Source organism: Arcicella rosea, from assembly GCF_014204325.1.
Lineage (GTDB): Bacteria > Bacteroidota > Bacteroidia > Cytophagales > Spirosomataceae > Arcicella > Arcicella rosea_A.
Genome location: NZ_JACHKT010000022.1, coordinates 1 through 26,490, shown reverse-complemented (window position 1 = coordinate 26,490; position 26,490 = coordinate 1). Strand labels below are relative to the sequence as shown.

General features: G+C 34.1%; 17 protein-coding genes. 4 read left to right on the top strand and 13 right to left on the bottom strand.

Annotated features, from left to right (window positions below):
- The first annotated feature begins 184 nt into the window (after positions 1-184).
- Positions 185-1,459 (top strand): citrate synthase, encoded by a 1,275-nt coding sequence (locus tag HNP25_RS14500; protein WP_184135233.1) that lies wholly within the window; start codon positions 185-187, stop codon positions 1,457-1,459.
- Between the two features lie 273 nt (positions 1,460-1,732).
- Here the strand turns inward: HNP25_RS14500 and HNP25_RS14495 are convergent, their stop codons facing one another.
- The 3 genes from HNP25_RS14495 to HNP25_RS14485 are packed head-to-tail and all read right to left on the bottom strand — an operon-like array spanning position 1,733 to position 8,538.
- Positions 1,733-3,427 (bottom strand): glycoside hydrolase family 26 protein, encoded by a 1,695-nt coding sequence (locus HNP25_RS14495; protein ID WP_184135231.1) that lies wholly within the window; start codon positions 3,425-3,427, stop codon positions 1,733-1,735.
- A 12-nt stretch (positions 3,428-3,439) separates the two neighbouring features.
- Positions 3,440-7,207 carry a glycosyltransferase gene (locus tag HNP25_RS14490; protein WP_184135229.1) on the bottom strand — a complete coding sequence of 1,256 codons (3,768 nt, stop codon included), beginning with the start codon at positions 7,205-7,207 and terminating at the stop codon, positions 3,440-3,442.
- A 2-nt stretch (positions 7,208-7,209) separates the two neighbouring features.
- Positions 7,210-8,538 (bottom strand): glycoside hydrolase family 2 TIM barrel-domain containing protein, encoded by a 1,329-nt coding sequence (locus HNP25_RS14485; protein WP_229202874.1) that lies wholly within the window; start codon positions 8,536-8,538, stop codon positions 7,210-7,212.
- A 133-nt stretch (positions 8,539-8,671) separates the two neighbouring features.
- Between HNP25_RS14485 and HNP25_RS14480 the strand changes: the two genes are divergently transcribed.
- Positions 8,672-10,819, top strand: a complete 2,148-nt coding sequence (locus tag HNP25_RS14480) for a S9 family peptidase (RefSeq protein WP_184135226.1) — start codon at positions 8,672-8,674, stop codon at positions 10,817-10,819.
- A 212-nt stretch (positions 10,820-11,031) separates the two neighbouring features.
- Entirely contained in the window at positions 11,032-11,616 is a 585-nt protein-coding gene (locus tag HNP25_RS14475) for an outer membrane beta-barrel protein (RefSeq protein WP_184135224.1), read from the top strand.
- A 62-nt stretch (positions 11,617-11,678) separates the two neighbouring features.
- Here the strand turns inward: HNP25_RS14475 and HNP25_RS14470 are convergent, their stop codons facing one another.
- The 10 genes from HNP25_RS14470 to HNP25_RS14425 all read right to left on the bottom strand — a co-directional run bounded on the left by HNP25_RS14470 (position 11,679) and on the right by HNP25_RS14425 (position 24,322).
- Complete coding sequence (locus HNP25_RS14470) at positions 11,679-12,242, bottom strand: septal ring lytic transglycosylase RlpA family protein (protein WP_184135222.1); 564 nt, start codon at positions 12,240-12,242, stop codon at positions 11,679-11,681.
- A 562-nt stretch (positions 12,243-12,804) separates the two neighbouring features.
- Positions 12,805-14,703, bottom strand: coding sequence for an acetate--CoA ligase (gene acs, locus HNP25_RS14465; RefSeq protein ID WP_184135221.1), 1,899 nt, complete (start codon positions 14,701-14,703; stop codon positions 12,805-12,807).
- Between the two features lie 264 nt (positions 14,704-14,967).
- A complete protein-coding gene (locus tag HNP25_RS14460; RefSeq protein WP_184135219.1) occupies positions 14,968-15,354 on the bottom strand; it encodes a response regulator in 387 nt (128 codons plus the stop codon).
- A gap of 41 nt (positions 15,355-15,395) precedes the next feature.
- Positions 15,396-18,104 (bottom strand): sensor histidine kinase, encoded by a 2,709-nt coding sequence (locus HNP25_RS14455; protein ID WP_184135217.1) that lies wholly within the window; start codon positions 18,102-18,104, stop codon positions 15,396-15,398.
- Positions 18,097-18,312, bottom strand: a complete 216-nt coding sequence (locus HNP25_RS14450) for a hypothetical protein (RefSeq protein WP_184135216.1) — start codon at positions 18,310-18,312, stop codon at positions 18,097-18,099. Before HNP25_RS14450 ends, HNP25_RS14455 begins: the two co-directional genes overlap by 8 nt.
- 235 nt (positions 18,313-18,547) lie before the next feature.
- On the bottom strand, positions 18,548-18,772 hold the full coding sequence (locus tag HNP25_RS14445; protein WP_184135214.1) for a DUF6814 family protein: 225 nt from the start codon (positions 18,770-18,772) through the stop codon (positions 18,548-18,550).
- Positions 18,773-18,825: 53 nt separating this feature from the next.
- Positions 18,826-20,406 carry an MFS transporter gene (locus HNP25_RS14440; RefSeq protein WP_184135212.1) on the bottom strand — a complete coding sequence of 527 codons (1,581 nt, stop codon included), beginning with the start codon at positions 20,404-20,406 and terminating at the stop codon, positions 18,826-18,828.
- 52 nt (positions 20,407-20,458) lie between these two features.
- Positions 20,459-21,910 (bottom strand): hypothetical protein, encoded by a 1,452-nt coding sequence (locus HNP25_RS14435; protein WP_184135210.1) that lies wholly within the window; start codon positions 21,908-21,910, stop codon positions 20,459-20,461.
- Between the two features lie 220 nt (positions 21,911-22,130).
- Entirely contained in the window at positions 22,131-22,550 is a 420-nt protein-coding gene (locus tag HNP25_RS14430) for an IS1/IS1595 family N-terminal zinc-binding domain-containing protein (RefSeq protein ID WP_184135209.1), read from the bottom strand.
- A gap of 281 nt (positions 22,551-22,831) precedes the next feature.
- Complete coding sequence (locus tag HNP25_RS14425; protein ID WP_184135207.1) at positions 22,832-24,322, bottom strand: helix-turn-helix domain-containing protein; 1,491 nt, start codon at positions 24,320-24,322, stop codon at positions 22,832-22,834.
- Positions 24,323-24,673: 351 nt separating this feature from the next.
- Here HNP25_RS14425 and aceB point away from each other — a divergent pair, with 351 nt between their 5' ends.
- The gene (gene aceB / locus HNP25_RS14420) at positions 24,674-26,296 is read left to right on the top strand and encodes a malate synthase A (RefSeq protein WP_184135205.1); all 1,623 of its coding nucleotides are present in this window, start codon (positions 24,674-24,676) and stop codon (positions 26,294-26,296) included.
- Positions 26,297-26,490: the final 194 nt, after the last annotated feature.

The window sequence follows — 26,490 nt, the reverse complement described above, 5'->3', positions numbered from 1 at the left end:
TAACTTGCACCGAGATTATTACGGAATATAAGGTTCTTGTTTAAAAATAGAATTTTTTCAACAACTATCTAAATTTTGCAAAGAAAATCCACCTTAAACATTAGAAAGAGGATTTTTCATTTAATTTCGTATCAACAAAATAAAAACATATTTTTTCAAGATAAAGCCCAATAAAATATAGGTTATGTCAGAATTTGCAGAACTCTCGTTAGGTGACAAAAAGTATCAATTTCCTGTAATAACAGGAAGTGAAGATGAAAAAGCAATTGATATTGCCAAACTCCGTGATGAAACAGGTCATATCACCATTGATTCTGGTTATAAAAACACTGGAGCTACTAAAAGTGCTATTACGTTTTTGGACGGTGAATTAGGAATTCTTCGTTATAGAGGTTATTCAATTGAAGAATTAGCTGAAAAAGCTACTTTCTTGGAAGTTGCTTATTTATTAATTTACGGTGAGCTTCCTACTACTGAACAATACGCAGCATTTGAGCACGAAATCAAAATGCACACCATCGTTAACGAGGATATGCGTAAAATTTTTGAAGGCTTCCCTGTGAATGCACATCCAATGGGTGTACTTTCTGCAATGGTTTGTGCGATGTCTGCTTTCTATACAGGAGATAAAGCTGGTGCTGATGAATTGAATATCATTCGTTTAATGGCAAAAATGCCTTCAATGGCTACTTGGTCATATAAAAAATCACAAGGACATCCAGTAAATTATCCAAATAACTCTTTGGATTATTGCTCAAACTTCTTGAACATGATGTTTGCTTTACCAGTTGCTCCTTATCACGTTAATCCTGTGGTTTCAGCAGCTTTAAATAAGTTATTGATTCTTCATGCAGACCACGAACAAAACTGTTCTACTTCAACAGTTCGTTTAGTTGGTTCTTCTCATGCAAGTCTTTATGCGTCAATTTCAGCAGGTATCAATGCACTTTCAGGACCACTTCACGGTGGGGCAAACCAAGAAGTTATTGAAATGCTAGAAGCTATTAAAGCTGATGGCGGTGATACTTCTAAGTACATTGCAATGGCGAAAGATAAAAATTCTGGTTTCCGTTTAATGGGCTTCGGTCACCGTGTTTACAAAAACTTCGACCCAAGAGCAAGAATTATCAAAAAAGCGGCTGACGATGTATTAGCAGCTTTGGGTATCAATGACCCAGTATTGAAAATCGCTGCTGAATTAGAAGCGGCTGCTTTGAGTGACCCGTACTTCGTAGCTCGTAAATTATATCCAAACGTTGACTTCTACTCAGGTATCATTTACCGTGCTTTGGGAATTCCAACTGATATGTTTACAGTAATGTTTGCAATTGGTCGTTTGCCGGGTTGGATTGCACAATGGAAAGAAATGAAAGCTAACAAAGAGCCTATCGGTCGCCCACGTCAAGTTTATGTTGGTGCTACTGAGCGTGCTTATGTTGATATTACTGAAAGAAAATAATTTTTCTTGACAGATATATACAAAAGAGGTGTTTCACGATATGTGAGACACCTCTTTGTTTTTCATGGGTTACAAGTTTTCTTTTTTACTTCGCAAGATTTCTCTGACGGAATAGAAAATCCCTTTCCCTCCTTGCCAGCAAAATTACTCATGGCATAACTTTTCTAGTTTTAATATAGCTGCCAATTAATTAGAAGTCATGCCATGAGTTACCCCAATAAATATCCCAACCTGTTCAAGTATTAAGCAAAACGGACTTTTATAAAATCATTTTTACTCCAAAGCCTTACTAAACTGCTGGAATGTGCTTTCGCTGATACTCCAATCTGGTGCTTTAATTTTCCCCCAAGCATCTGGTGTATCGTGCTGATTGAAATAGCTTACACCAAATACATTTTTATTATTTTTGAGTGTTTCTGCAGCATTTTTCATCCACTTGTTTTGATACTCTTTTGGGCCTTTTACACCAAATTCTGTAATAAAAATTGGTTTTTCTGCAAAACGCATTCTGTAAAATTTTCGGCTAAAAATATCACTAAAAAGCTCTTGCTTATTGTAGTCTGTAATATTCTTATCAGGTAATCCATAAATAGCAATACTGATAAAATCAACAACATCATTGCCGGGCCACCAATCTATTGAGCCTCTATCTCCTGCTGGCCCCCAAACTCTACGAATATTCGTCGCTTGATTTTTATTAAAAAGCATAAAATAACGATAAGCATTGATATACACAACAGGGTCTTGGCTTTGCCAAGTATAACGATGAATCGGTATTTCCATCTCATGAGCCCAACGTAAATAAACGGTATGATTCGTTTTTGTAATAATGTGATACAACAAACTTATCTCTCGGTCATAACGACCTTTCAAAACATTTTGAAGTACTTCTTTATCTACTACTTTTGTCGTGCCTTTCCACGGCTCAACTGTAAGAATTACATCATGTTTTCGCTGAATTACTTCATTAAATTTTCTTGTAAATTCTCCTTTTTGAATTTCACCCCAATCGGTAAAAATATGCTCTACTTGAACATTAGGCTGATGAAGTAATTTCCCTAATGGGTCATATACACCAAGAATCATCTTATCTCTTGTCGGTTTTGTAATTGTTTCTGACACAAAATTTTGTGATGAATAAATAGTGTTTTTAAATCTTTCTACCTCTAAAACAGATTCATTAATCCATCCTTGATGAAATAAAGTTTTCATTTTATTAACAGCTCCAAGTATTACAATTGGCTTATTAATAAATCTCATTTGATGTAGTTTTTGCTTGAGTTGTTTTATTATTTCTGCATGAATAGACGAAGTATCAGTCATTACTTGATTTTCTGACAAAGTAATACTTACAAAATCAACATACTTTTCCCCAGGCCAATATTCTGTATCACCAGCATAACCTGATGGTCCCCAAACGATTTTCACCTTAGGAGCTATCTTTTTCAACTGCAAAGCAAACTTATTGAAAGCTTGTATATATAAAATAGGTGATTGAAATTGCCAAGGATAGCGATATTCTGGCACTTCCATCGCTGGATTCCAACGGATAAAAATTTGTTGATGATATTTTGATAAGATGTTGCCTAATGCTACTACTTTTTCGTCAAAATCGCCTGCAATAGTTTGAGCGATAACATTGCCATCACTTTCCGAAAAAACACCGTTTTTAGACCAAGTCTCAATCGTCAAAAAAACATCATTACCAGTATTTAATGTTTTTTCTAAGGCAGATTCATAAAACCAAACCCCTGTATTTTTCCAAATAATTGTAACGTGCTGAATCTTATCAAAATTTAGTTTTTTATGATTGTCCGTTTTGTCATAAACACCAAGTAGAGGTTCATAAAATCTATCTGTAAACTCATCTACAAAAAATGATTGAATAAAAGGCTTTGTCAGCTTTAACATCGCTAAGGCAAAAACTGCAAAAATGATTAATAAACTATATTTCAATTTTGGATTCATCACAGCAAAAAATTAAAGCGGTATATTCAGAATTGATTGACTCGTCCTAATATTTTCTCCTTGTGAAGCTATCAGGTACAGTCGATAACGAGATACATTATCAGGTATTTTTACATTTACATAAGCTCCATTTCCTAATGATTGTTGAGAAATTGCAACTCCATTGGCATCCGTTTTCACTAAATACCATTCAAAACTCATTCCTGTCTTAAAGTATTCGGCTAAATGCCAATGCTCATTTTTATACACAAGTGCATAGTAAGGTAAATCGGCATCAGTAATCGTAGTGAGTGCTGGTCGTAAGATTTTCACAGGAGGTAAATCATTCTTTTTAATTTTCCCATGCCACAATTTGCTCAATTGAAATAATGATGCTTTATTCCTACCTTTTTCATCTTTCAAACCATTAAAAGTAGTGCCATGTGCACTTTGTTGATCTTGCCAATTTTCAATAATGACACCAACCTTATACTCTGAAAGTTTGAGGTATGCTTTTACATTTGCATGGCTGAAAAAATAAGGTAAAGATATTTTACTGATGTGTTTCCTGAAATCTGCTTTGTCAGATAAAATCAATCCAAAACAATCAATCTCTGGTACTTGACTTTTAATCATATTAACAGTTTCGGCAATATTACTCGTTACGGCAACATCAACAGAGACTATTCTTTTGGGGTCTATCTTTTTGATTTCTTGTATCAAATTTCTCAACCACCTAAAATATGCTTGTTGTTGATAAAGTAACTCGGGCTTGTAATAATTACATTCTAGTTCTTGTAAAGTATTATTACTGATATTCCATGAAACAATTTGAGGTTCATCCTTATAAGTCTTAATCGTTTCAAGGATATTCATGGAAACATTATTGAGTTCTCGTTCATTTTTGATAAACCGTAATGCTTCAGGAATCCAAAAACTATAATGTATATTCAAGCCTGAATTCTTAGCCACATCCAGCATACTTCGGTCGTAAATATTAGGGCCAGAGATTTTAACGGTATTTACACCAACCAATTTCATCGCAGCGAAATCGCTCACAATGACTTTTTTTGTAAGTGGGTTTATATTTTTAAACCAATTTTTTCCTTTCAAATAATTTACGCCCTTTGTTCCCAAAAACATTTTACTGCTATCTGTGGAAACAATATCTGTCGCAGTAATCATATTTCTCTGAATCAAAGGCGTGTATTTTTGTTTGGGCAATCCAGCTTTGATTTTAGGCATATTTTCCAATTTCCAATCCAATAACCCAATACTACCATCTGGCATATTTTTATCCAAACTTGAATTAAAAAGGATATACGCCCTCACTTCAGGATATTTGCTTTTTATTTTATTAATAGCCGTCTTTACCCATATTTCTTGTTTTTCTCCCGTTTTCCTTAATGAACCCATTTCGGCAATCATTACAGGAATACCCAATCTAAAAATTGCCTTTTTATGAAATGGCTGATAGATTTCCTCAAATGAATAACTTTGATTCTGAGGATTGAATTGTTCATAATTCAGCCCTGTTACACCTATCCAATCGACAAACTCTTTTCCTGGGAAATAATCATCAACAGCCGTTGCTTTCCAAGGACTCCATACCCAAATAACATTGTAAACGCCCATCTTTTTAAACTTCATAAAAAGATAACGCCAAGCATTTTTAAATTCCTCAGGCGTGTTTTTACCTTTCACTGACCATGGGTAAAAAGGGTTATCTGCTTCATGAGCAAACCTTAAAAATACTGGACGATTCAATGCTTTTAATTGTAAGGCAAATTGTTCAATGTAAACATCAAATTTGCCATTGCTGATATTTTCAAAAACCTTCTTTTCTTTCAATCCATTTTGAAGATTTTTCATCTTTTCAAAATGAATTTGCCAAGGCTCCCAAGTAATCATTGGAATAGAATTATTATGAAAAACAGAATCAATCTTTTGAAACGGTAGAAAGTTTTTTTCTTGATTACCCCAAGAAATATAAAATGAAATAATATCAAAATGTGACTGATAAGTAGATTGGTATTTTCTGACAAGCTTTAGAGAACTTAATCCATCTGTTTGTTCTGGAGCGAATATTCCTGTTAGAAAAGCACTCCTTTTTTTTGTTGGTATTACTTGATTTTCTTCATTATTTACCAAAGGTGTCTCATTGATAAATACATTAAAACTAATGAAAGAGACTAAAAGGACAAGAGCGATGTTTCTTAAATTATGATATATCCTTCTTCTCAAAAACCAGAATTTCAACCTAAACTTGAAAATCACTTCATATAAAACTCTTAGCAAATAATATTGATTGATTAATGATTTCAATCTATGTTCTTCGCTAATAACCAAGGTGAAAGTAAGAAACAGTACATTCAAACCCGCAAAGCAAGCCATAATAATGGTAAATGGATTCAAATCATGAGATAAACCATAAAAAATAGCTGATATTGATAGCAATAAAATAATGATATTAGGCAAATTTATCTTGATATTACTTCCTTCTTTAATGCTTTTTTCGGTAGGGATGTAAGGTACTTCTTTGCGGATAATCGTATAAATCAACCCAAGATTAAATACCCACCAACTACCAATTAATAAGAGGCCTCCTACTACGTGAAAACCTCTTTCGGTATCATCTATAACCCACCTCTGGACATAATGCCTAATAAGTATTATCGATAAAACAAAAGGAGTAGAGTCTTGAGCAAAAACCAAAAAATCAATTTTGACAGGAAAAGTCTGCATAAAAAGAGATAAAATTGGCAAAAGTAAATTGATAGCAAAGATTAACCCTGAAAGATAATACAAAGGCACAATGCCATAATGAAGCTTTTGTCGCCAACTAAATTTAGTAAAAAGTTCTACATAACTTGTCACCAATAGTTCAAAAACTCCTCTCGACCACTTCAATTGTTGTTTATAATAAGCAGACAAAGTAGCTGGAACAAGCCCTCTTGTTAGCGTTGACGGCTCAAACACAGATTTCCAACCTTGTGCATGTAACCTCATAGCCGTGTGCATATCTTCGGCAAGCCCTGAAGCATGCCCACCAATTGACTCTAAAGCTGTTCTTCTAAAAGTACAATTTGCTCCAATAGCAGGTACTGTTCCATATCTGTTCATTGTCATCATCATTGGGCCGTAGAAATGGTATGTCTGCTGAGCGGCACCTTCTGCTACTGTACTTTCAGTTTGATTGGAATATGCCTGAACTACCTGAACAAACCCAATTTCAGGATTATCAAAATGACCTACAATTGGGTTTAAAAAGCTTGGAGACGGAACGTGGTCTGGGTCAAGCACCACACAAAGTTCACCTGTAGATTGTGCTAAAGCATTGTTGATATTACCCGCTTTGGCATCTTTTTTATCCGTTCTTGTTACATGCCGAACCCCAAGTTCGGCACAAACCTTTTTTAAATAAGCATCATCCGCTTCGTCACATAGATAAGTGGTGTGCGGGTAAGTAATTTTTTGTAAAGCATTTAGGGTTTCTACAATCATTTCGTAAGGTTCTCCTGCACAAAAAGTCGTAAAAATATCTACTGTATAGTTTTGGGTTATCGGAGGCACTGGCTTAACAGTAATAAATAAGTAATGATACCATTCGTAAGTAACTTTCAAACAAGTAAATAAAAATGATATAAGTAAAAGCCAAAATAGAAAAGCATTTACAATTACTAACTTATTTAGAAAAAAAAATAGAAAAAAAAACATCGTACAAAAGCCAATAGCAATCATTACCTGAAGTATGATTTGCTGTTTTTGGGTTGGCGGATACAAAACATGTTTATATTTCATAATTATTTCTCAATTACATAAAAAGGTGTGTTACAACTTGCAAATTGTCCATGTTGGTCATAGACTGTTACATAAATACGATATGGACCTTCTTTTAAAGGTGTTTTGAAAACAACATTTGTTGTTTTTTGTTCAACAAATAATCCCTTAATACCTTTTGGTCTTTTTTTACCATAAGTATCATTTTCTTTATACCAATCTTCAGGCAAAATTTCCCAGAAAAACGATAATCCATTATTTTCACTTTCTTGTGTATTCATTAACACCTCTGCTGATACAAGCTTATTAGGAGTAAATAAAATATTATCTTTTGCCCCTTTTTTATCGACCAACATAAATTTAATTTGAGGGGCTTTTAAAGTAGGCTTCTGAGATTTCCAAATATATTGCATTGTTCCTACTGCTTCTGAAGCTGCCCCATTTTCAGCAAAAAGACTAAACCAAGTTGGTGTATATTCTTGTTTTTGTCCCCAATAAAACACCATCGAACCTAAAAATCTTGGATTTTTAACAGGCATATATTTTTTGTAGATAGATAAATATTGTTCTGCTTTCTTAGTACTCGTATTTTCAATATATGCCCCCCAGACAGTATGCTCAGTTGGTGTCCAAGGCCCATCTATTCCCCATTCTGTAATTAAAAATGGTTCATCCCAAAACCATTCAAAATCTTCAAGATCTTTCTCTAATTCTTTTAGTTTGCCAAAAATATTAAACGAGATAAAATCAATATTTGTCCTAAACTTGATATTAAAGATTTTTTTACGCTGAAAATTCTCCATTGTAGTCGTCACTAAATGATCGGGATCTACTCGATGAATCATGTCAACTAAATTATTGAAAGTTCTATAAAATGAATTGTACTTAGGTTTATGTGGAAATGAGAGCTCATTACCCAAACACCAGAATAATAAAGAAGGATGATTTTTGTACTTGTGAACTAAGCTTTCATAGCTTTTAAATTGAACTTCTATTTGTTTAGGATTATTGTAGAAAACATCCATCTGCTCATTATAAGGCATATACAAACCTACTATAACCGCAAGGTTATATACTTTTGCTTCATTTAAAATTGTTGCTAGATTAGTCGTATCCCAAGTACGTATAGTGTTACCCCCAGCATTCTTAAGTGCTCTGAGGTTTGTATAACCAGCTGCTCCTTTTATACAAAAAGGTTTTCCATCTTTTTTGAGAGTATATTTACCGTTTTTGTAATCGATAAATACTCTCCTATTCCAGTTATTTGTTTTTTTTTCATTACACCCAACGATAGAAAACAAAAGAAATAGCACTAAAATCCGTAGAAATTTTGTTTTGAATGAATATTGCAAAAAATTTAGCATTTAAGTAGTTCACGCAAAACTATATGCAAATCAACAAAAGTCAAACTTTTCGTGGATTTTTTAGTAATGTTGTTTGTTAAAATTATTTTTTCATTTTAAAATTCATAATCCTTCATCAACCATGAAAAAAACACTTCTGCTTTTATCATTATTCCTCACACAAATAGCCTTTTCTCAAAAAGGAAAAGAAAAGATTTTGGTTACAGATATGACTAAAATCAAACAAGTTGCTAATATATCTATAGCTCCAGACGGCAAAAAAGCCATTTATGCTTTAAGAACCAACGAAAGTAGCGAAACAGATAAATTGGATTTCGACTATCGCACTCACCTATGGCTTACTGATTTTCAGACTGTTAAACAATTAACTCGTGGAACTGAAAGTGTTGGAGCTGCTACTTGGTCGGCGGATAGCAGACAGATTGCTTTTTCAAGAAATTTGAAAGGTAAATCTCAAATCTTTTTAATGCCTTTAGATGGTGGCGAAGCATTTCAACTAACAGATTTTAAATACGGAGCGAGTAATCCTCAATGGTCGCCAGATGGCACTAAAATTTTATTTTCTGCCAATGTTACTTTTTCAGATTTATTGAAAGATTCATTAATCAATCCTAGTAAAAAATTGCCTTCTTGGTCGATTGAAAAAGCTGGTTTTAAAAGTAATGATTTCTTGAAAAATGATAAAAAAGTAAAGGCTAATCCAAACGGAAGTATCGAAGAAATCAGAGCATATCTTGAAAAAGATGTGGAAGATAAAAAAGCAAAAGTAATTACCCGCTTAAATTTTCAAGGAGAATCGACGACTGAACCAGAAATTCGTTTCAATCTTTTATTTGTGATTGATGCTAAAGAAGGAGCAAAACCTGTACAGTTAACAAAAGGTTTCTGGTCGTATAATGGTGGAAGTTGGTCGGCAGATAGCCAAAAAATCTATGCTTCGAGTGGTAGAGATAGTTTACAACATCCAGACAGAGAATTGAATTCTTCGATTGTCTTATTAAATGCAGATGGTTCGGGTTCAAAACAAATTATTGCTGAAAAAGGAATTTCATATAATAGTGCTTCGCCATCGCCTGATGGAAAATTGTTGATTGCTACGATGTCTAAAACTGATTGGTTGGGTTTTAATCAGATTATTTTAGCAAATGCTGATGGTAGCAATAAAACATCTATTACTTTCGACAGAGCTGCTAATAGTTTTGAATGGACAGACGACAGTAAGTTTGTATATTTCACAGCCAGTTCAAATGGTGGAGTACCTGTTTATAAATTAGATGTTCAGACGAAAAAAATCGAAAAGCTAAGTGATTATGATACAGGAATCAGCAGTTTTGATATTTCTAAAGAACGAATCCTTTTTGCTAAAACTGAAGTAAAAAACCCTTCTGAATTATATACAGCAGATTTACAAATGAAAAATGCTGTTAAATTAAGTGCTCATAATGACGAATGGCTACAAAATAAAGCCTTGAGTTTTCCTGAGAAAAGAATTTATAAAAACTCAAAAGGTCAGTCGGTAGAGTACTGGATTATGAAACCTGCCAACTTTGAAGCTGGTAAAAAATATCCATTATTACTAAATATGCACGGAGGACCAACTGCCATGTGGGGACCTGGCGAAGCATCAATGTGGCATGAATTCCAATACTTTTGTTCACAAGGTTATGGTTTGGTTTATACTAATCCCAGAGGTTCAGGTGGTTACGGAAAGGATTTCCAGTTTTCAAATTATCAAGATTGGGGCAATGGGCCAACGGAAGATGTTTTAGCCGCAACAAGCGATGCTGCAAAAGCAAGTTGGGTTGATACTTCCAGACAAGTAATTACAGGTGGTTCTTATGCTGGTTATTTAACGGCTTGGATTATCTCGCACGACCATCGTTTTAAAGCTGCTTTTGCACAGCGTGGAGTTTATGAACTTTCTACTTTTATGGGCGAAGGCAACGCTTGGCGACTTACGCCAAATTATTTTGGCGGCTATCCTTGGGAAAGTAACATTAAACCAATTTTAGAAAGAGAATCTCCTTATACTTATGTAGATAAAATCAAAACGCCATTTTTGATTAAACACGGCGAAAATGATTTAAGAACTGGCGTAATTCAGTCTGAAATGATGTATAAATCATTAAAAATAATGGGCAAAGAAGTTGAGTACGTTCGTATGCCAGGTGGAACACATGAACTTTCAAGAACAGGAAATGTTCGTCAGAAAATAGATAGAATGCTTAGAATTTACGAGTTTTTTGAGCGTTATATCGCCACAAAATAAGAAAAAACATTCTTTTGATATTTTAATGGGGAAAATCTACTAGGTTTTCCCCATTATTTTTTGGGGCTTTTTATAAACCAAAAAAACTTTTTGAACACTAAAACGAGTAAAAAACACCCCAGAAAAGAACAAAATTAGCTATGGAACAAGCTTTTTTCATTGGTTGATATAAACAGAAGAATATTCTATCTCTTCATTAAAATTATTAAGATATGAAAAAGTTATTTTTAACATTCGCCATTTTAGCGACAGCTTTTATCGCTACTACTCAGAAAGCTAATGCACAATTCTCTTTAGGAATTCATGGTTCATATTTTGCGCCAGATTCAAAAGATGCAAAAGGGCTTTATGGTGCGGGTTTACAGGCCAAAGTATTTGTTACTGAACAATTTGCTGTGGGTGTAGGCGTAAAATCCATTAAAGAAGAATTTAAGGGAACAGGGTATGAATTTACCAACACGATTGTGCCAATCACTGGTATGTTTGAGTATTATTTAACAAAAGGAGTTGTACGTCCTTATGTTGGTGCTGAAGCTGGTGTTTTCAGATCCACTTTAAAAGGTAATGTTTTGGGAGTTAGTTCTGAAAATACTACTTCTAAATTTGGTGCTGCTCCAAAGCTGGGAATTGCTATTCCAATCGGGAATTTAGGGATTTTTGCAGAAGGTTCTTATAACTTTATTTTTGACAATAAAGATGGTTCAAACAATGGTTCGCCAACCAATGCTGACTTTAGTACCTCCTCTAAATTCTTTATGGTAAATGCAGGTTTAACTTTTGGCTTTGGCGGAAAGTAAAATCTTATCGAAAATTAATTCTTATAACAAAAAAGGCTTCGCAAATTGCGAAGCCTTTTTTGTTATTCCTTAATGGCAAGATTTAAAGGTCTGATTGCTGTTGAATCTAACCTGATTCTTCCATTTGAATCTTTTACAACCATCATGTACATTGGTTTTTTACTGAGAAGTATATCAACCATTGATACTTGTTGGGTGCTAGTACTATCAGTTCCTACTGGAATTACATCTTCTTCTTCGTTCAAACTCACAACTCCATCACCAAAAGAAAGTACTTTAATTGTAACTGAGGCTGTTCCTGAGCCTAATAATCCTAAATCTTTCGCTGCTGCATAAGATACATCCAAAATTCTGCCTCTGCTGTGTGGACCTCTGTCGTTTACTTTTACGATGGTCACATTTCCATTTCCTTTGTTGGTTACTTCTAATAAAGTACCGAATGGAAGCGATTTGTGGGCAGCTGTTCTGCGGTTAGCTTTATAACGTTGACCGCTAGAAGTTTTTCGTCCTTCAAACTTACTTGCATAATACGAAATCTTTCCGTTAATCGTTCTTTTTGGTTTGGAAGGAGTCGTAAATGCTGTAATTGTAGCAGTAAAAAGTAGGAAAACTGTTTTTAAAATCATAATAACATATTTAGAAACCTACCGCAAAAGCCTAACTATGTAGTACAATTGATATTGAAAATGATTATATCAAATCGTTTTACAATAAGGGTTTCGTGAAACAATCATTTAATATTCAGATACGCTAACGTGAACTTAAACCTTAAAAAATTGTAAGAAAAATTTATCAAATTCTACTTTTTCAAATAGCTTTTGATAAATCAAGGGTGCAATTTACACATTTTTATCCAAAAAACTGAGGGTCTATCCCTTACATTACTTAACCAAAATCCATGCAGAACTTCAAAAAGATGGTTAAAATCATCCTTTACAAATAATTTTTCCAACAATGTCTATTTCAAAATCTACACAAATTAGCTGATTATCAGCACATTTCAAATTTTCAATCCTACATTAACAAAATAGAAGGCTCATCAATAGAACGATTTAGGTTAAAAGTATGGATTATGTTAAATCTAATTGCTCTTAACAAAAATTAACATAAAAGGCTTTTGAATGTCATATCAAAAAAAATAGGTTTCGTTAAAAGCGAAACCTATTTTTACAATATATCAGTAATCTATTACAAAGCTCCTTCTCTGATTTCATCCACAACACTTGGGTCTAACAAAGTAGAAGTATCACCTAGATTGGAAGTTTCTCCTTCGGCTACTTTTCTTAAAATTCTTCTCATGATTTTACCTGAACGAGTTTTAGGCAAACCGCTTACAAATTGAATTTTATCTGGTTTTGCAATCGGTCCAATTACACGAGTAACGGTTGCTAAAATATCTCTACGAGTTAAATCTTCATCTTGATCTGGTACTTTTTCACAAATTACATAAGCGTAAATACCTTGACCTTTGATGTCGTGTGGATAACCTACCACCGCAGATTCAACTACTCCTAAGTGCATATTAATAGCATTTTCTACTTCTGCTGTACCAATTCTATGTCCAGAAACATTGATTACATCATCTACACGACCTGTGATTCTATAATATCCGTCTTCATCACGCAGACAGCCGTCGCCAGTGAAATACAAGTTTTTGTAAGTCGAAAAATAGGTTTGAATACAACGTTCGTGGTCGCCATAAGTAGTACGAATAATACCTGGCCAAGGAAATTTAATACAAAGATTTCCAGAAACGTCATTTCCAACAATCTCCTCTCCTTTTTCATCCACCAAAATAGGCTGAATACCTGGTAAAGGTAGCGTAGCATAAGAAGGTTTAGTTTTGGTAATTCCAGCAATTGGCGAAATCATAATTCCACCAGTTTCTGTTTGCCACCAAGTATCTACAATCGGTGAATTCCCTTTACCAATATTATCGTTATACCAATGCCAAGCTTCTTCATTGATTGGTTCACCAACAGAACCTAAGACTTTTAATGAACTTAAATCTTTCCCATTGACATAATCAAGTCCAAAACCCATTAACGAACGAATCGCTGTTGGTGCGGTATATAAAATATCTACTTTATGTTTATCAATTACATCCCAGAAACGACCAGCATCTGGATACGTCGGCACGCCTTCAAACATCAAAGATGTAGCACCATAACATAATGGGCCATAAACGATATATGAGTGACCAGTAATCCAACCAATATCTGCCGTACAAAAATGTACTTGTCCGGGTTGATATTGAAAAACATTCGCAAAGGTATAAGTGGTATAAACCATATAGCCTCCGCAAGTATGTACAACGCCTTTTGGTTTACCTGTTGAACCAGAAGTATAAAGAATGAAAAGCATATCTTCTGCATCCATTTCTTCTGCTGGGCAATCAGAGGAAACTGTTTTTACTTCGTTTTCCCACCAAACATCACGTCCTTTCAACATTGAAACTGGTGTACGTGTACGAGTAGAAACGATTACTTTTTGTACTGATGGACATTGAATTAAAGCATCGTCCACGGTAGATTTCAAGCCAATTTCTTTATTCCCACGGAAAGAACCATCAGAAGTAATGACAATATTACATTGTGCATCATTGATACGATCAGCAATTGATTGTGCAGAAAATCCTCCAAAAACTACTGAGTGAATAGCGCCAATCCTAGCACAAGCCAATACTGCAATTGCCAATTCTGGAATCATTGGCATATAAATACAAATTCTATCTCCTTTTTTAGCTCCATGCTTTTTCAACACATTCGCAAACTGACAAACCCTTTGATGAAGCATTTTGTAAGTAAGCGTTATAGACTCTTCCTGTGGGTCATTAGATTCCCAAATGATAGCAGGCTGGTCGCCACGAGTAGCTAAATGGCGGTCGAGTGCATTTTCAGTAATATTCATTTTACCGCCAGCAAACCATTTGGTAGTTCCTGCGGTGAAGTCCCATTCTAACGTTTTTTTCCAAGGTTTACGCCATTGAAAATTTTGTGCTATTTCTGCCCAAAAGCTTTCAGGGTCTGATACCGAATGGTTATATGCTGATTCGTAATCATCAAAGGAGCTAATTTGTAAATTCATGATTAATTTGGATATTAGAAATTATGTTGGTATTGATTCGCTTCAGATTGTAATATTTTCTACTGTAAAAGTACAAGACATTTTCTTTATTTGAATACTGTTTTACAGGTTTTACGCTAAAATAATATAGCTATCCTTACTAAACAAAGTATAGTTTTTCTGTTGATATTTTGAACTTTTATTATAATTAAGTACTATTTTACTGAATTTTGTTTTTTGATACTATCTATAAGTTAAAATCAAATCATTAAATTTCTCCCTTCTTTAAGTTGAAACAATCCCCAATGCCAAAGTATTAATTTTTGCGACTAAACTTCGAGTAGAAAAAGGTTTAGAAACATATAAATCCGCCCCAATTAAATACCCTTTTTCAATATCAGCTTCTTTATTTTTAGCACTTAAAAAAACGATTTTAATATGTTGAAAACGAATACTTTCCTTAATAAGTCGGCATACTTCATAACCATCTACATGGGGCATCATAATATCCAATAAAATAATAGAAGGCACTTCTTTTTCAATAATTTCTAAAGCTTCTGAACCATCACGGGCGATGAAAACACTGTAGCCTTCTTTCTTCATTAAAAATTCAAGAGACATCAAAATGCTAGGTTCGTCATCAACGATTAATACTTTTATTGTCTTTTTCATATCGTATAAAATAAGTAAATGTTGATTTTCTTTAAGGTAATTTAAACGATGGGTATCATAAAGGTAAATTTAGAACCTTTACCAACTTGGCTTTCAACCCAAATCTGTCCGTTGTGTAATTCTACAATCTTTTTGGAAATTGCCAGCCCCAAACCACTTCCTTTAGGTTTTTTGATTGTTTGGTCTTCAGCTTGGAAGAATTTATCAAAAATAAGTCGCTGAAAATTTTTATCAATTCCAGCACCATTATCATGAACATTTGTATAAACACAGCCTTCCACATAATGTGTTGCCAAAATAATTTCTCCTTTTTGTGGTTCGCAATATTTAATGGCATTGGATAACAAATTCACGACTACTTGTATTAATTTATCTTTATCTGCTTGAAACCTTGGTGTAAAACGGTCGGGAATAAAAACTACTTTTATTTCTTTTTCTTTGGCTTGTTGATAAAGTGCATCAATAGAATCTTTTACAATTTCTTGAATATCAACATCTTCCAAAATCAATTTTTGTTTTCCAGACTCGTATTTTTCTAAATCAAGTACTTGGTTAATTAATCGACTCAATCTGTCAGATTCTTTTACGACTGTTCCTAAAAAGTGTTCTCTTTCACTTAAATCCATTTCAGGATTATCAAAAACGATTTCAGATAAAGCTCTAATAGAAGTAAGTGGCGTTCTGATTTCATGGGCAACAGTTGATAGAAAGTCATCCTTGAGTTTATCTGTTTTTTGAAGAATTTCGTTTGCTTCTTTTAATTCTTCGGTTGCTTTTTCTAAAGCTACTGATTTACGTTTGAGTTCTTTATTAGCCGACAATAAACTCTGTGATGATTTTAAAATACTGATTACTTCTTCTGTAGAAATTTTTTCTTCTTTTGAAACCGATGAAATCATGATTCTAGCAGAAGCTGTTCCTACAATTCCAGCAAGAATTTTTTCAACGTAACTAACGATTTGAGGATCTGCCTTATCAGCAATCAGCTTAATTTTATGTTTTTGAGCATAAAGTTTCAATATTTTTTCTGCTCTTTTTTCTCCAAGAAAATTACTGAGTAATAACTGAATATCAGACAAATAGGCAGTTCCACGCCAAATTGTTGGACTTTCTACTTGTTCGGAATATTCAAAAATATCGACAAAAATGACCGCTTGATTATGTTCTATCGAACTTTGATGACTGTTAAGTGAAAAACATACATAACAAAAAATATTCAACAGTAAACTCCAAAATATACCATGCGAAATACTATCCATGCCTTCTAAACCAAACAAGGCTAGAGGTTTTAAGGTAGATAAGCCCATAAAACCTTGGTCAATTATAGACTGTGGGAAAAAACCAGCACCAACCATTGAAGGTAAAACTAATGTATAAAACCAAATCAAAACGCCTACCAACAAGCCGATTAAAGCTCCTTTTTGTGTCCCATTTTTCCAGAAAATCCCACCAATAATGGCTGGTGCAAATTGAGAAACTGCCGCAAAAGAAACCATTCCGTTAGAAACCAAAGAGTAATGTCCCGCTATGGTTTTATAATATAGATATGCCATTAAAAGAATCAAGACGATAGAAGTACGTCTGATTGTCTTTACAAGCAAACTCAGATTTCCAGCTAATTTGTCTTGTAGATAAGCACTTTTTAGAATTACTGGCATCACTAAGTTATTGGAAATCATTACACTGAGTGCAATTGTCTCCACAATAATCATACTGGTAGCCGCAGAGAAACCACCGATATAAGTAAATATAGTTATAAATGCTTGATTGAATTTTAATGGAATTGCCAATACATATTCGTCTGGATTGATAGTATGGCTGGGAAATAATAATACGCCACCCATCGCAATCGGAATTACAAAAATATTTATCAGCAATAAGTATAAAGGAAAAAGCCAAAGTGCTTTGTTTAAATGCTTTTCATCAACATTTTCGATAACTGAAACTTGAAATTGACGAGGTAAAAACATAATGGCCATCATCGATAACAATAAATGCCAAAACCAACCTGAAATGTCTTGTTCTGAATTGAATACAAAAACATTTTTTAATGATGGTACTTGTGATGCTTTCTGAAAAATATCAGGAATCCCATCAAAAATAAAATAGCTAACAAAAATACCTACTGTTAAAAAAGCAACCAGTTTGATGATTGATTCTGCTGCGATGGCGGCTACCATTCCTTCGTGGCGTTCGGTAGAATCAATAGTTCTGGTACCAAAAATAATGGTGAAAATAGACAGAACAATCGTAATATAAAAAGCTAAATCTCCTGTAAAAAAACTACTACTGCTGATTTCTCCAGAGGCTTTTTCTACGATTAAAAAACTATTTGAAATGGCTTTAAGTTGAATAGCGATGTACGGTAAAATACCCAAAATACAGATAATCGTTACCAGTACACCTAAGGTGGCATTTTTGCCATAACGAGAAGAAATAAAATCGGCAATTGAAGTAATGCGTTGTACTTTGCAGATTCTGATGATTTTACGAAGTACAATCCACCACAAAGGCATCATTAGTGAAGGGCCTATAAAAACCGCAATAAATTCAATTCCATTGGTAACTGCCCTGCCTACAGAACCGTAGAAAGTCCATGCGGTGCAATAAACTGCTAATGATAAAGCATAAATGTATGGATTGGTAACAATACTTTTACCCTTTTTCGAACGCTTTTCTGCCCAGTAGGCTACTCCAAAAAGGAAGACCAAATAGAGTAAAGAAGTTAATATTAATACTATACTATTCATCTTTATTAATTTCTTGCTCTTCGTTACGGACGCTCCAGTAAATTATACCAATGAATAATATCCAAATTACAAAAACATAAAAATAAAGTGTTGGAATACCTTTAATCTTTGTATCATGATTGACAATCGACAAAATAGGAAAGTTAAAAAGAATCATAAATACGATTCCTAGTACCAAAAGCTTTTGATTTTTTAACTTTTCTTTCATGAATGATAAAAGATTTTAACTTTAAATATGTACCAAATTTTATCACAATTTAAGGTAAAAATTTAACTCTTCTCAGAAAGAAAGAACTATACTTGCTAAGAATTTATAGATATGACATTAAAAAAATGTATGCCAAGTATAATATCTTACATCAATGGCATACATTTACTGAAACACCTATCCCTAAAAACTACTAATAGCCTAAACTAAAAGCATAATTACCTAACAATTCTATCTAGTTATCTGTATCGTATTCCCCAGAAAGAGCATACTTTCCAAAAATCAATAATCCTCCAGTAATGATTGGTGTAAGTACAATCATAACGATGATACCAAACACTAAATCGTCTTGTTTACCCGAGGTAAAGTTAGGAATACCCAATTCAAAGATTCCAAAATAAGCGGTAGCTAAACCAAAAACTATCCACACGATACCTAATATTTTTTTAATTCCGTTCATGTCTTTTATGAAAAAATGTTTTAAAATAAATTTCAAACTTGATACTAAAATGCTTAATCCCTGATACTTCTATCTTCTTTGATATATAACAGACCAATTATAAAACATACTCCAGCAATCAAAATTGGGTAATTCAAACCTTCTAAATATGGTTGTGTATTTTTGATGGCTTCGCCTGCTTTTTCAGCAATTTCATTCGCATCTTTAGCTTTCGTTACTAAATACGTTGCAATAGCTGGCATCAAGCCACCGAATACTCCGTTACCAATATGATATGGTAATGACATTGAAGTATAGCGAATTTTTACTGGAAACATTTCTACCAAGAAAGCCGCAATTGGACCATAAGCCATCGTTACAAAAACCAATTGTATAAAAACTAGCCAAATAAGTGTCCATAAATCACCATTATTGATTTTAACGGTTTTCGCTACTTCTGCTTTTGGTTGTTCAGTTTTTCCTGCTAAAATTGTTTGTTTTTTTACTTCTTTATAAGTAGTTCCGTCTGTATAAACTTTATTCGTCGTTGTCGTAACTAATGAATCTGTACTTGAATTAGCGAGTAAAGTTGCATTTACTTCTACTTTTGTTTGAGCCGTGATTTCTTCTTTATTTTTCAAATTAGCGGTTTGATACATTTTTTCGTAAATCGGACGATAAGCGAAAATAGCCAACAACAAACCTGCTAACATAATTGGCTTACGACCAATTTTATCGGATAACCAACCAAAAAATACGAACAAAGGTGTTCCCATAATTAAGGCTATGATTAACAATGTATTAGCTTGGTCAAAATCAACATTCATAATTTTTAATAAGAATGTTTGTGCATAAAACTGACCTGTGTACCAAACTACACCTTGTCCCATTGTTGCTCCAAAAAGTGCTAACAATACAAATTTGAAGTTTAATTTATTTCCAAAAGATTCTTTTAGCGGGTTCGTAGATGTTTTTCCTTCTGCTTTTGCTTTGGCAAAAAGAGGCGATTCCGACATATTTTTACGAATCAGTACCGAAACATACACCATGATGATTGAAACCATAAAAGGAATTCTCCAACCCCAATCTTCCCAAGATTCTTTCGACATCGAATTTTTGGTCAACAAGATTACTCCTAAAGAAATAAACAAACCTGCGGTAGCCGTAATCTGAATCCATGAAGTCCAGAAACCTCTTGCATTTGCTGGTGAATGTTCTGCCACATAAGTAGCTGCACCGCCGTACTCACCACCAAGAGCTAAACCTTGTAATAGTCTAAGCACTAATACAATAAGTGGTGCAAAAAAACCAATGGTTTCGTACTTTGGCACTAAACCGATGGCAAATGTAGCACCACCCATCAAGACCAGAGTAACCATAAAAGTATATTTACGACCAATTAAATCGCCTAAACGACCAAAAAATAAAGCTCCAAACGGACGTACAACAAAACCTGCTGCAAAAGTGGCTAATGTTGAAAGAAAAGCCGCTGTAGGATTATCTTTCGGGAAAAACTGAGTTGAAATAATGGTTGCTAAACTTCCGAATATATAAAAATCGTACCATTCGATGAGTGTTCCTACTGACGACGCTCCAATAATGGCAGCCAATGCTTTAGTGGATGTTTTCTTTACTGTGGGTTCTACTGAATTCATAGTGTTAATTAGATAAGGGGTTTATTTTGAGTGAATATTTTTACTGTTAGTATTAAAAGTTATAAACCATTACTGCGGCTAAACGCCCATTGGTTGCATTGAATGGTCTTGCCAAAGTGCTTGTTCCTGCTTTAAAAGAAACTGTGCTTGGCAATATGCCTTCTGTATTTGGTACAGTTCCGTCTATATCAGCCCATTTCATCATTGATAATTCATATTCAAAAGAGATTTTCATTTTCCCTGAATAAAAATCCAATCTCGGACAGATTCTTAGCATATCATCAAAAGTACGCCCAGTGGCAGTACTGATTCCTCTTCCTTGAAAAGCCAAAGTTCCAGCCTTTACTTTGTTCACATCAATGGCGTTGGCTAATCCCATATTCTTTAAATAACCAATAAAAATGGCTGGCTGAACTTTTTTGGAAGAAGTAGAAATAAATTCTCCCCACATATTCAATTGATTTTGAGCTTCATACTTCCATTCGCCTGTGGTAGCATCTCTATATTCTGCAAAACCTCCCATTCCTACATACTGCGTATAGCTTTGCCCATAAGTAGTATGAAACTTCAGCGTAGTATTAGTACTTGTCAACTTAGCAAAAGCTAAAAAATTAACCGTAAGAATCTTTGTATTGATATTACGTTGTACATTTCCTGTTCCAGTTCCTCCATATACTCCTGAACTTGCATTTTGGGTATCGGTCACTCTTGGACTAATCGCATTTCCTTCAATGCCAACCGATGCCAGTACTTTCTTATTTTCGAAGCCCAATTGTGTTGAAAAAGAAGGAATGCCAGTTAATTTTTGGGCATCTACTCCTGTACCTACGGCAAAAGTTCCTGCGGGGCTAAAGCCAGCCAAATCATATCCAAACAACATTCCTTGAGCCGTCATCGCCTTGCCAAGTTTGTGCGTGTAACGCACCTGCGGCACAAACGAAAAAGGATTAAAAGGTATGCCAGTATTGAAATTCGCTGTTCCGGGGAAACACTTTGGAATAAAATTTGGATTCCAAAATTGTCCAATCAATAATTGACTTTTCGTCCAATCTAAAGCTACATAAGCGTGACGGAGTCTAAGTAAATTTTCTGTACCTCCTCCTGATGTTCCAGCTGCCCCATTTGATATACCGAAAAAATCGGTTTCCAATATACCAGATGCTTTAGCCCCAAAAGCGGTAATTCCTCCAATTTTTACTCCTAACCTTGTTACAATAGCCGAATATCCCAACTGAGAAATCGCATTTGCATCATCGTTAGGATTAGCACTCAGGCTTGTTCCTGTCCTTGTTGGTAAATTGCTTGCATCTAATGGATACAAATTCAACACGCCATCTCTTAAATCTAAGTTTCTTCTTGAATTGAAATAAACGTCATTCCTAATAAACCCATATAAACTTACTTTTTGCTCTGCTGGCGGTTCAGCAGGTTTTGCTTGTTGAGCAAAAAGTTGGGGACTAGCCAACGCTCCGCCCACCAAACAGATTATCACTGTTTTTATCATGGCAATGGTTTTTTGTGGTTTTGTTTTGTCTTGCTTCTCATTTGTACTTTAACATGTTTTTATTGCACAAGTACAATCCAAAGGTCACAAAAAAAACTATACTGTCAATAGCTTTGATATAGCAATGCTATTTAAGTATAGCTAAATATAAAAAAGGGTTCAGAATATTTTCCTGAACCCTTTTTTATATATTTAGTATATTTTTTCAATATCAAAATCATTAATGTTTTAAGCGTTCCCACTTTATCAACATAAACTTATCACCAAGCTCAGTTACAATCATTCCCGAATCCCTCAAATTCTCTCTGTCTGCATAAAAAGCTGCTAACTCTTTATGATTCATAATTTTATAGGTAGGATAATAATCAGAATTTTTAGGTATTTTGATTTGATATTTTTTCACCCAATTCATAACCGATACATGTGAAACCCCCAAAAGTCGCTCAATTTCACGATAACTTACTCCTTCAATGTACAATTGTAGAGCCTTTATGACATAATATGTCGAAATACCTTTTCCTAGTTTTTCAACTGTAAAATTATAATTACAGTCTTTACATTTAAAACGTTGTTTCTCTTTAATAACACCACTTTTCGTAACATTTTGAGAGTCACAACGAGGACAATTTGGATTTTTCATAGAAATAATACGATATAGTATATTTAGCAAATATATATCAATTAAGCAACAATACAACACATTGAGTAAACTTATTTTTTAAGCTAAAAAAAGATTAAAATCATTTTATTTCAAAATTATATTCTGAAATATCCAGAATATCAAAATTTTATTCTTTTTGTACAACAAAACAAGTGAAGCCTTGTACATTTCAAAGATTTCAAACCTAAAAGCTTCTATAGATTTTGATTTTCAAGCGGTTGAAATTTTTCAAATCGATTTAATTAATTTTCCAAGAACACTTAGCTTAATTTGGCAATCGATTCTTTTATTTTTTCTCTGGCTTGTCTTTTTTGTAGTACATAAGGTGGTTTCATTCTTTCTGCACAATCAATCGCACCACAACGCTCACAAGTTTCATTTACTTTTCGATGAATCAGCGACGAATCTGGTAGAAATTGTGCCATACTTTTCAGGTTATCATCAATCGCAAAACCCAAAGTAACACTACTATTCATTCTCAAATTCGGTGGCGATGGCTTTGCCAGACAAATCACTAAATAATGATTACCCGTATCTATATATTCAGACACTTGTGCTTTACACAAAACCTCCTCTGCATCATAGCCTTTTTCTTTCTGGATTTTCTCTAAATCCTTCAATATCGTTAACGACATCCACCTTCTACAGTAATGTTCATTCAAAGCCGTTCCGTGTGGCGTATGTAATTTTGCCAAGTGCATTTCCTTGGTTAGATAAAATAAATCGTCATCAATCTGATTATTAAAACGTAAGAAGAAAAGATTATTAATCTTGAAATGACTGGTCATCAAATTCGACAACCTGTGCATAAATACTTCTGGAGTAACGTTAAACAAACGCATGATACTCAAAAACATATTTTCATCCCATTTTGGCGATGCGAAGAAATACGTTAGCCTGTCTATCAGAATGTCTTTGTTAATCAAAATTGCACCAGCGAAATACGAAGCTTTGAAATTATTAAGTACTTGTTCAAAAGAATCTACTTCAATTACCGACGAGATGAACGAACGTTTTTTAAGCTGTAAAAATTGATAACCAATTTCACGACCATAAGTAAAAGTCTTTTGCTCAGTACTTAAATCTTTATTTATCAACAATTTAGAAGTAGATGGATTATAAACCGAGCGAATTGTAACAAGTTCAGGTTGTTCTTCTTTTGAAAATTCTTCAATATGATAGCCATAAAAATTTTCTAAGATTTCCGCCAACAGTTTTTCATTGGGCGAAGTAGTGGCTGAAATTTCAAAAAGCTTTCTGAATTGCTGTGCGGATTGTTCTAAATCTTCAAAGTAATTATCATACATTTCTTGATAGGAACGCAATACCGAAAAGTAAAACTGCTCCACACGCATATCGTAATTACGACTAATTTCAATAATCGTACTGATAAATGCACTGATTTTAGCAGGAGCTTCAGACATCAACTCGATGAAGTCGGAAGGTTCAACGCCAAAGATTTCTAAAGGTAATTCTGTTAAAATATTAGAATTTAGCAATTCGGCTATTGGCTCCAATTGCTTACTCAATTTCAAAGAAACGAGTGAATCATAATCAATTTCTAAGGCTTCTGACAAAGCCATTATTTTTTCGGTTTTAGGATACTTTTTTCCTTTTTCAATCTCATTTAAGTAAGAAATAGAAAGGCTTGATTTTTCGGCAACCTCGCTCAAAGAAAGTTTTTTATCCAAACGCAATTGTCTGATTTTAAGACCGAATATTATTTTTACTTTATCACTGTTAACGCTCATAGCTATATAATTTTTACAAAGCTAATGATATTTATCTATAACGAACAAACAAAAAAATATTTTTAGCGAAATTTCGCTTGTTTTCAAAAACTAATCAACTCATACTAAAATCCAAAAAAGGAGTACCTTTCTGTCATTAATTCAACTTTATCAATAATACATATAAACTTTACAATAGAAACTCATGTATTCTTAATTTAGCGAAATTTCGCTTGTTTTATATTTTTCGCAATATTATGTTTGTATCAGAAAAACAAACACTTATACCTATCAAAAACTAAACTGTATAGCTCAAAGAATAGCCTAAACATTAAGAGAAGTATAGCAATTTTAACAAAACAAAATAAAACCATGATAAAGCCAATTGAAGGCGTAGTGCTATTACCAGAAATAACATTACCCTACGAAGCAATTCTCACGAATGAAGCCTTGACTTTCGTGAGAGACCTCCACAGAATATTTAATAAACAAAGGAAAAAACTTTTACAAAATCGTGAGTCATTGCAAGAGGAAATCAACCACGGTAAAAAATTAGATTTCTTAAATAATACAAAAGCCATTCGTGAAGCCGACTGGTCGGTTGCTCCTATTCCTAACGATTTACAAGACAGGAGAACTGAAATTACTGGCCCAGTTGACCGCAGAATGGTGATTAATGCCCTGAACTCAGGTGCAAAAGTATTCATGGCAGATTTTGAAGATGCCAATACGCCTTCTTGGAATAATGTTTTAGACGGACAAATCAATTTGTACGATGCCATCAGAAAACAAATAGATTTCACCGCAGAAAACGGAAAATTCTATGGATTGAAAGAACAAGTAGCGGTTTTAAAAGTACGTCCAAGAGGTTGGCACATGGAAGAAAACCATGTTTTGATTAACGGAGAACCAATTTCAGCTTCCCTTTTTGACTTTGGTTTATTCTTTTTTCATAATGCTTGGGAATTGGTAAAACGTGGAAGTGGTCCATACTTTTATCTTCCAAAAATGGAAAGTCACCTCGAAGCAAGACTTTGGAACGAAGTATTTATTTTCGCACAAGAAGCAATAGAAATGCCACAAGGCACGGTTAAAGTAACCGTTTTGATTGAAACCATTACGGGAGCTTTTGAAATGGACGAAATTTTGTACGAACTCCGCCAACACATTGCAGGCTTGAATGCTGGACGTTGGGATTATATTTTCTCGTGTATCAAAAAATTCCATCGTTTTTCAGACTGCATCTTGCCCGACCGTTCGCAAGTAACAATGTCAGTGCCATTTATGCGAGCTTATGCTAAACTTTTAGTAAAAACTTGTCATAGAAGAAAAGCTCATGCCATGGGCGGAATGTCTGCGTATATTCCAAGCCGTAAGGACGAAAATATTAATAAACTTGCTTTCGAGAAAGTAAATGCCGATAAAGAATTAGAAGCCAAAACGGGTTTTGATGGTACTTGGGTGGCACATCCAGACTTAGTAGCTGTGGCATTGATTCCGTTCAATGAAGCTTTAGGAGACAAACCGAATCAAAAACATATTTTACTTGAAAACGAAGTAATTCAAGCCTCAGAATTGACCAATTTTAACATTCCAGACGCTTCAATTACCGATGCAGGTATTAGAATGAATATACAAGTAGGCATTTTATACATTGAATCATGGTTGAGAGGAATCGGTGCGGCAGCCATTCACAACTTGATGGAAGATGCAGCGACTGCCGAAATTTCGAGAGCTCAACTTTGGCAGTGGATTCACCACAAAGCAAAAACCTATTATGGCGTAACGATTGATATTTCGATGTTTAAGTTTTTATTGGCTGACGAAATCCAGAAAATCAAAGATATGGTAGGCGATGAACAGTACTTTAACGGAAAATTCTTCGATGCTATCAATCTTTTCGACAAACTCGTTACGCAAGAAAACTTTGATTTATTCCTCACCACAGAGGCATATACAACGCTTTTGGCAACAGAAGAAGTAGAAACAGTGTGAGTGAATTATGAGTTTTGAATTATGAATTATGAGATTTTCATTTACAAAATTCTATAAAACGCTATAAATGAAAACATTGCAAACCAACAATGACATTTTTACTCTACCCGAAGATTTTGTTCTTGAAAACAAAAAGGCTGAAATTTGAGCGACCAAGCATCAAAACAGCCTTTAAGGATGAGAAAAATCATCAA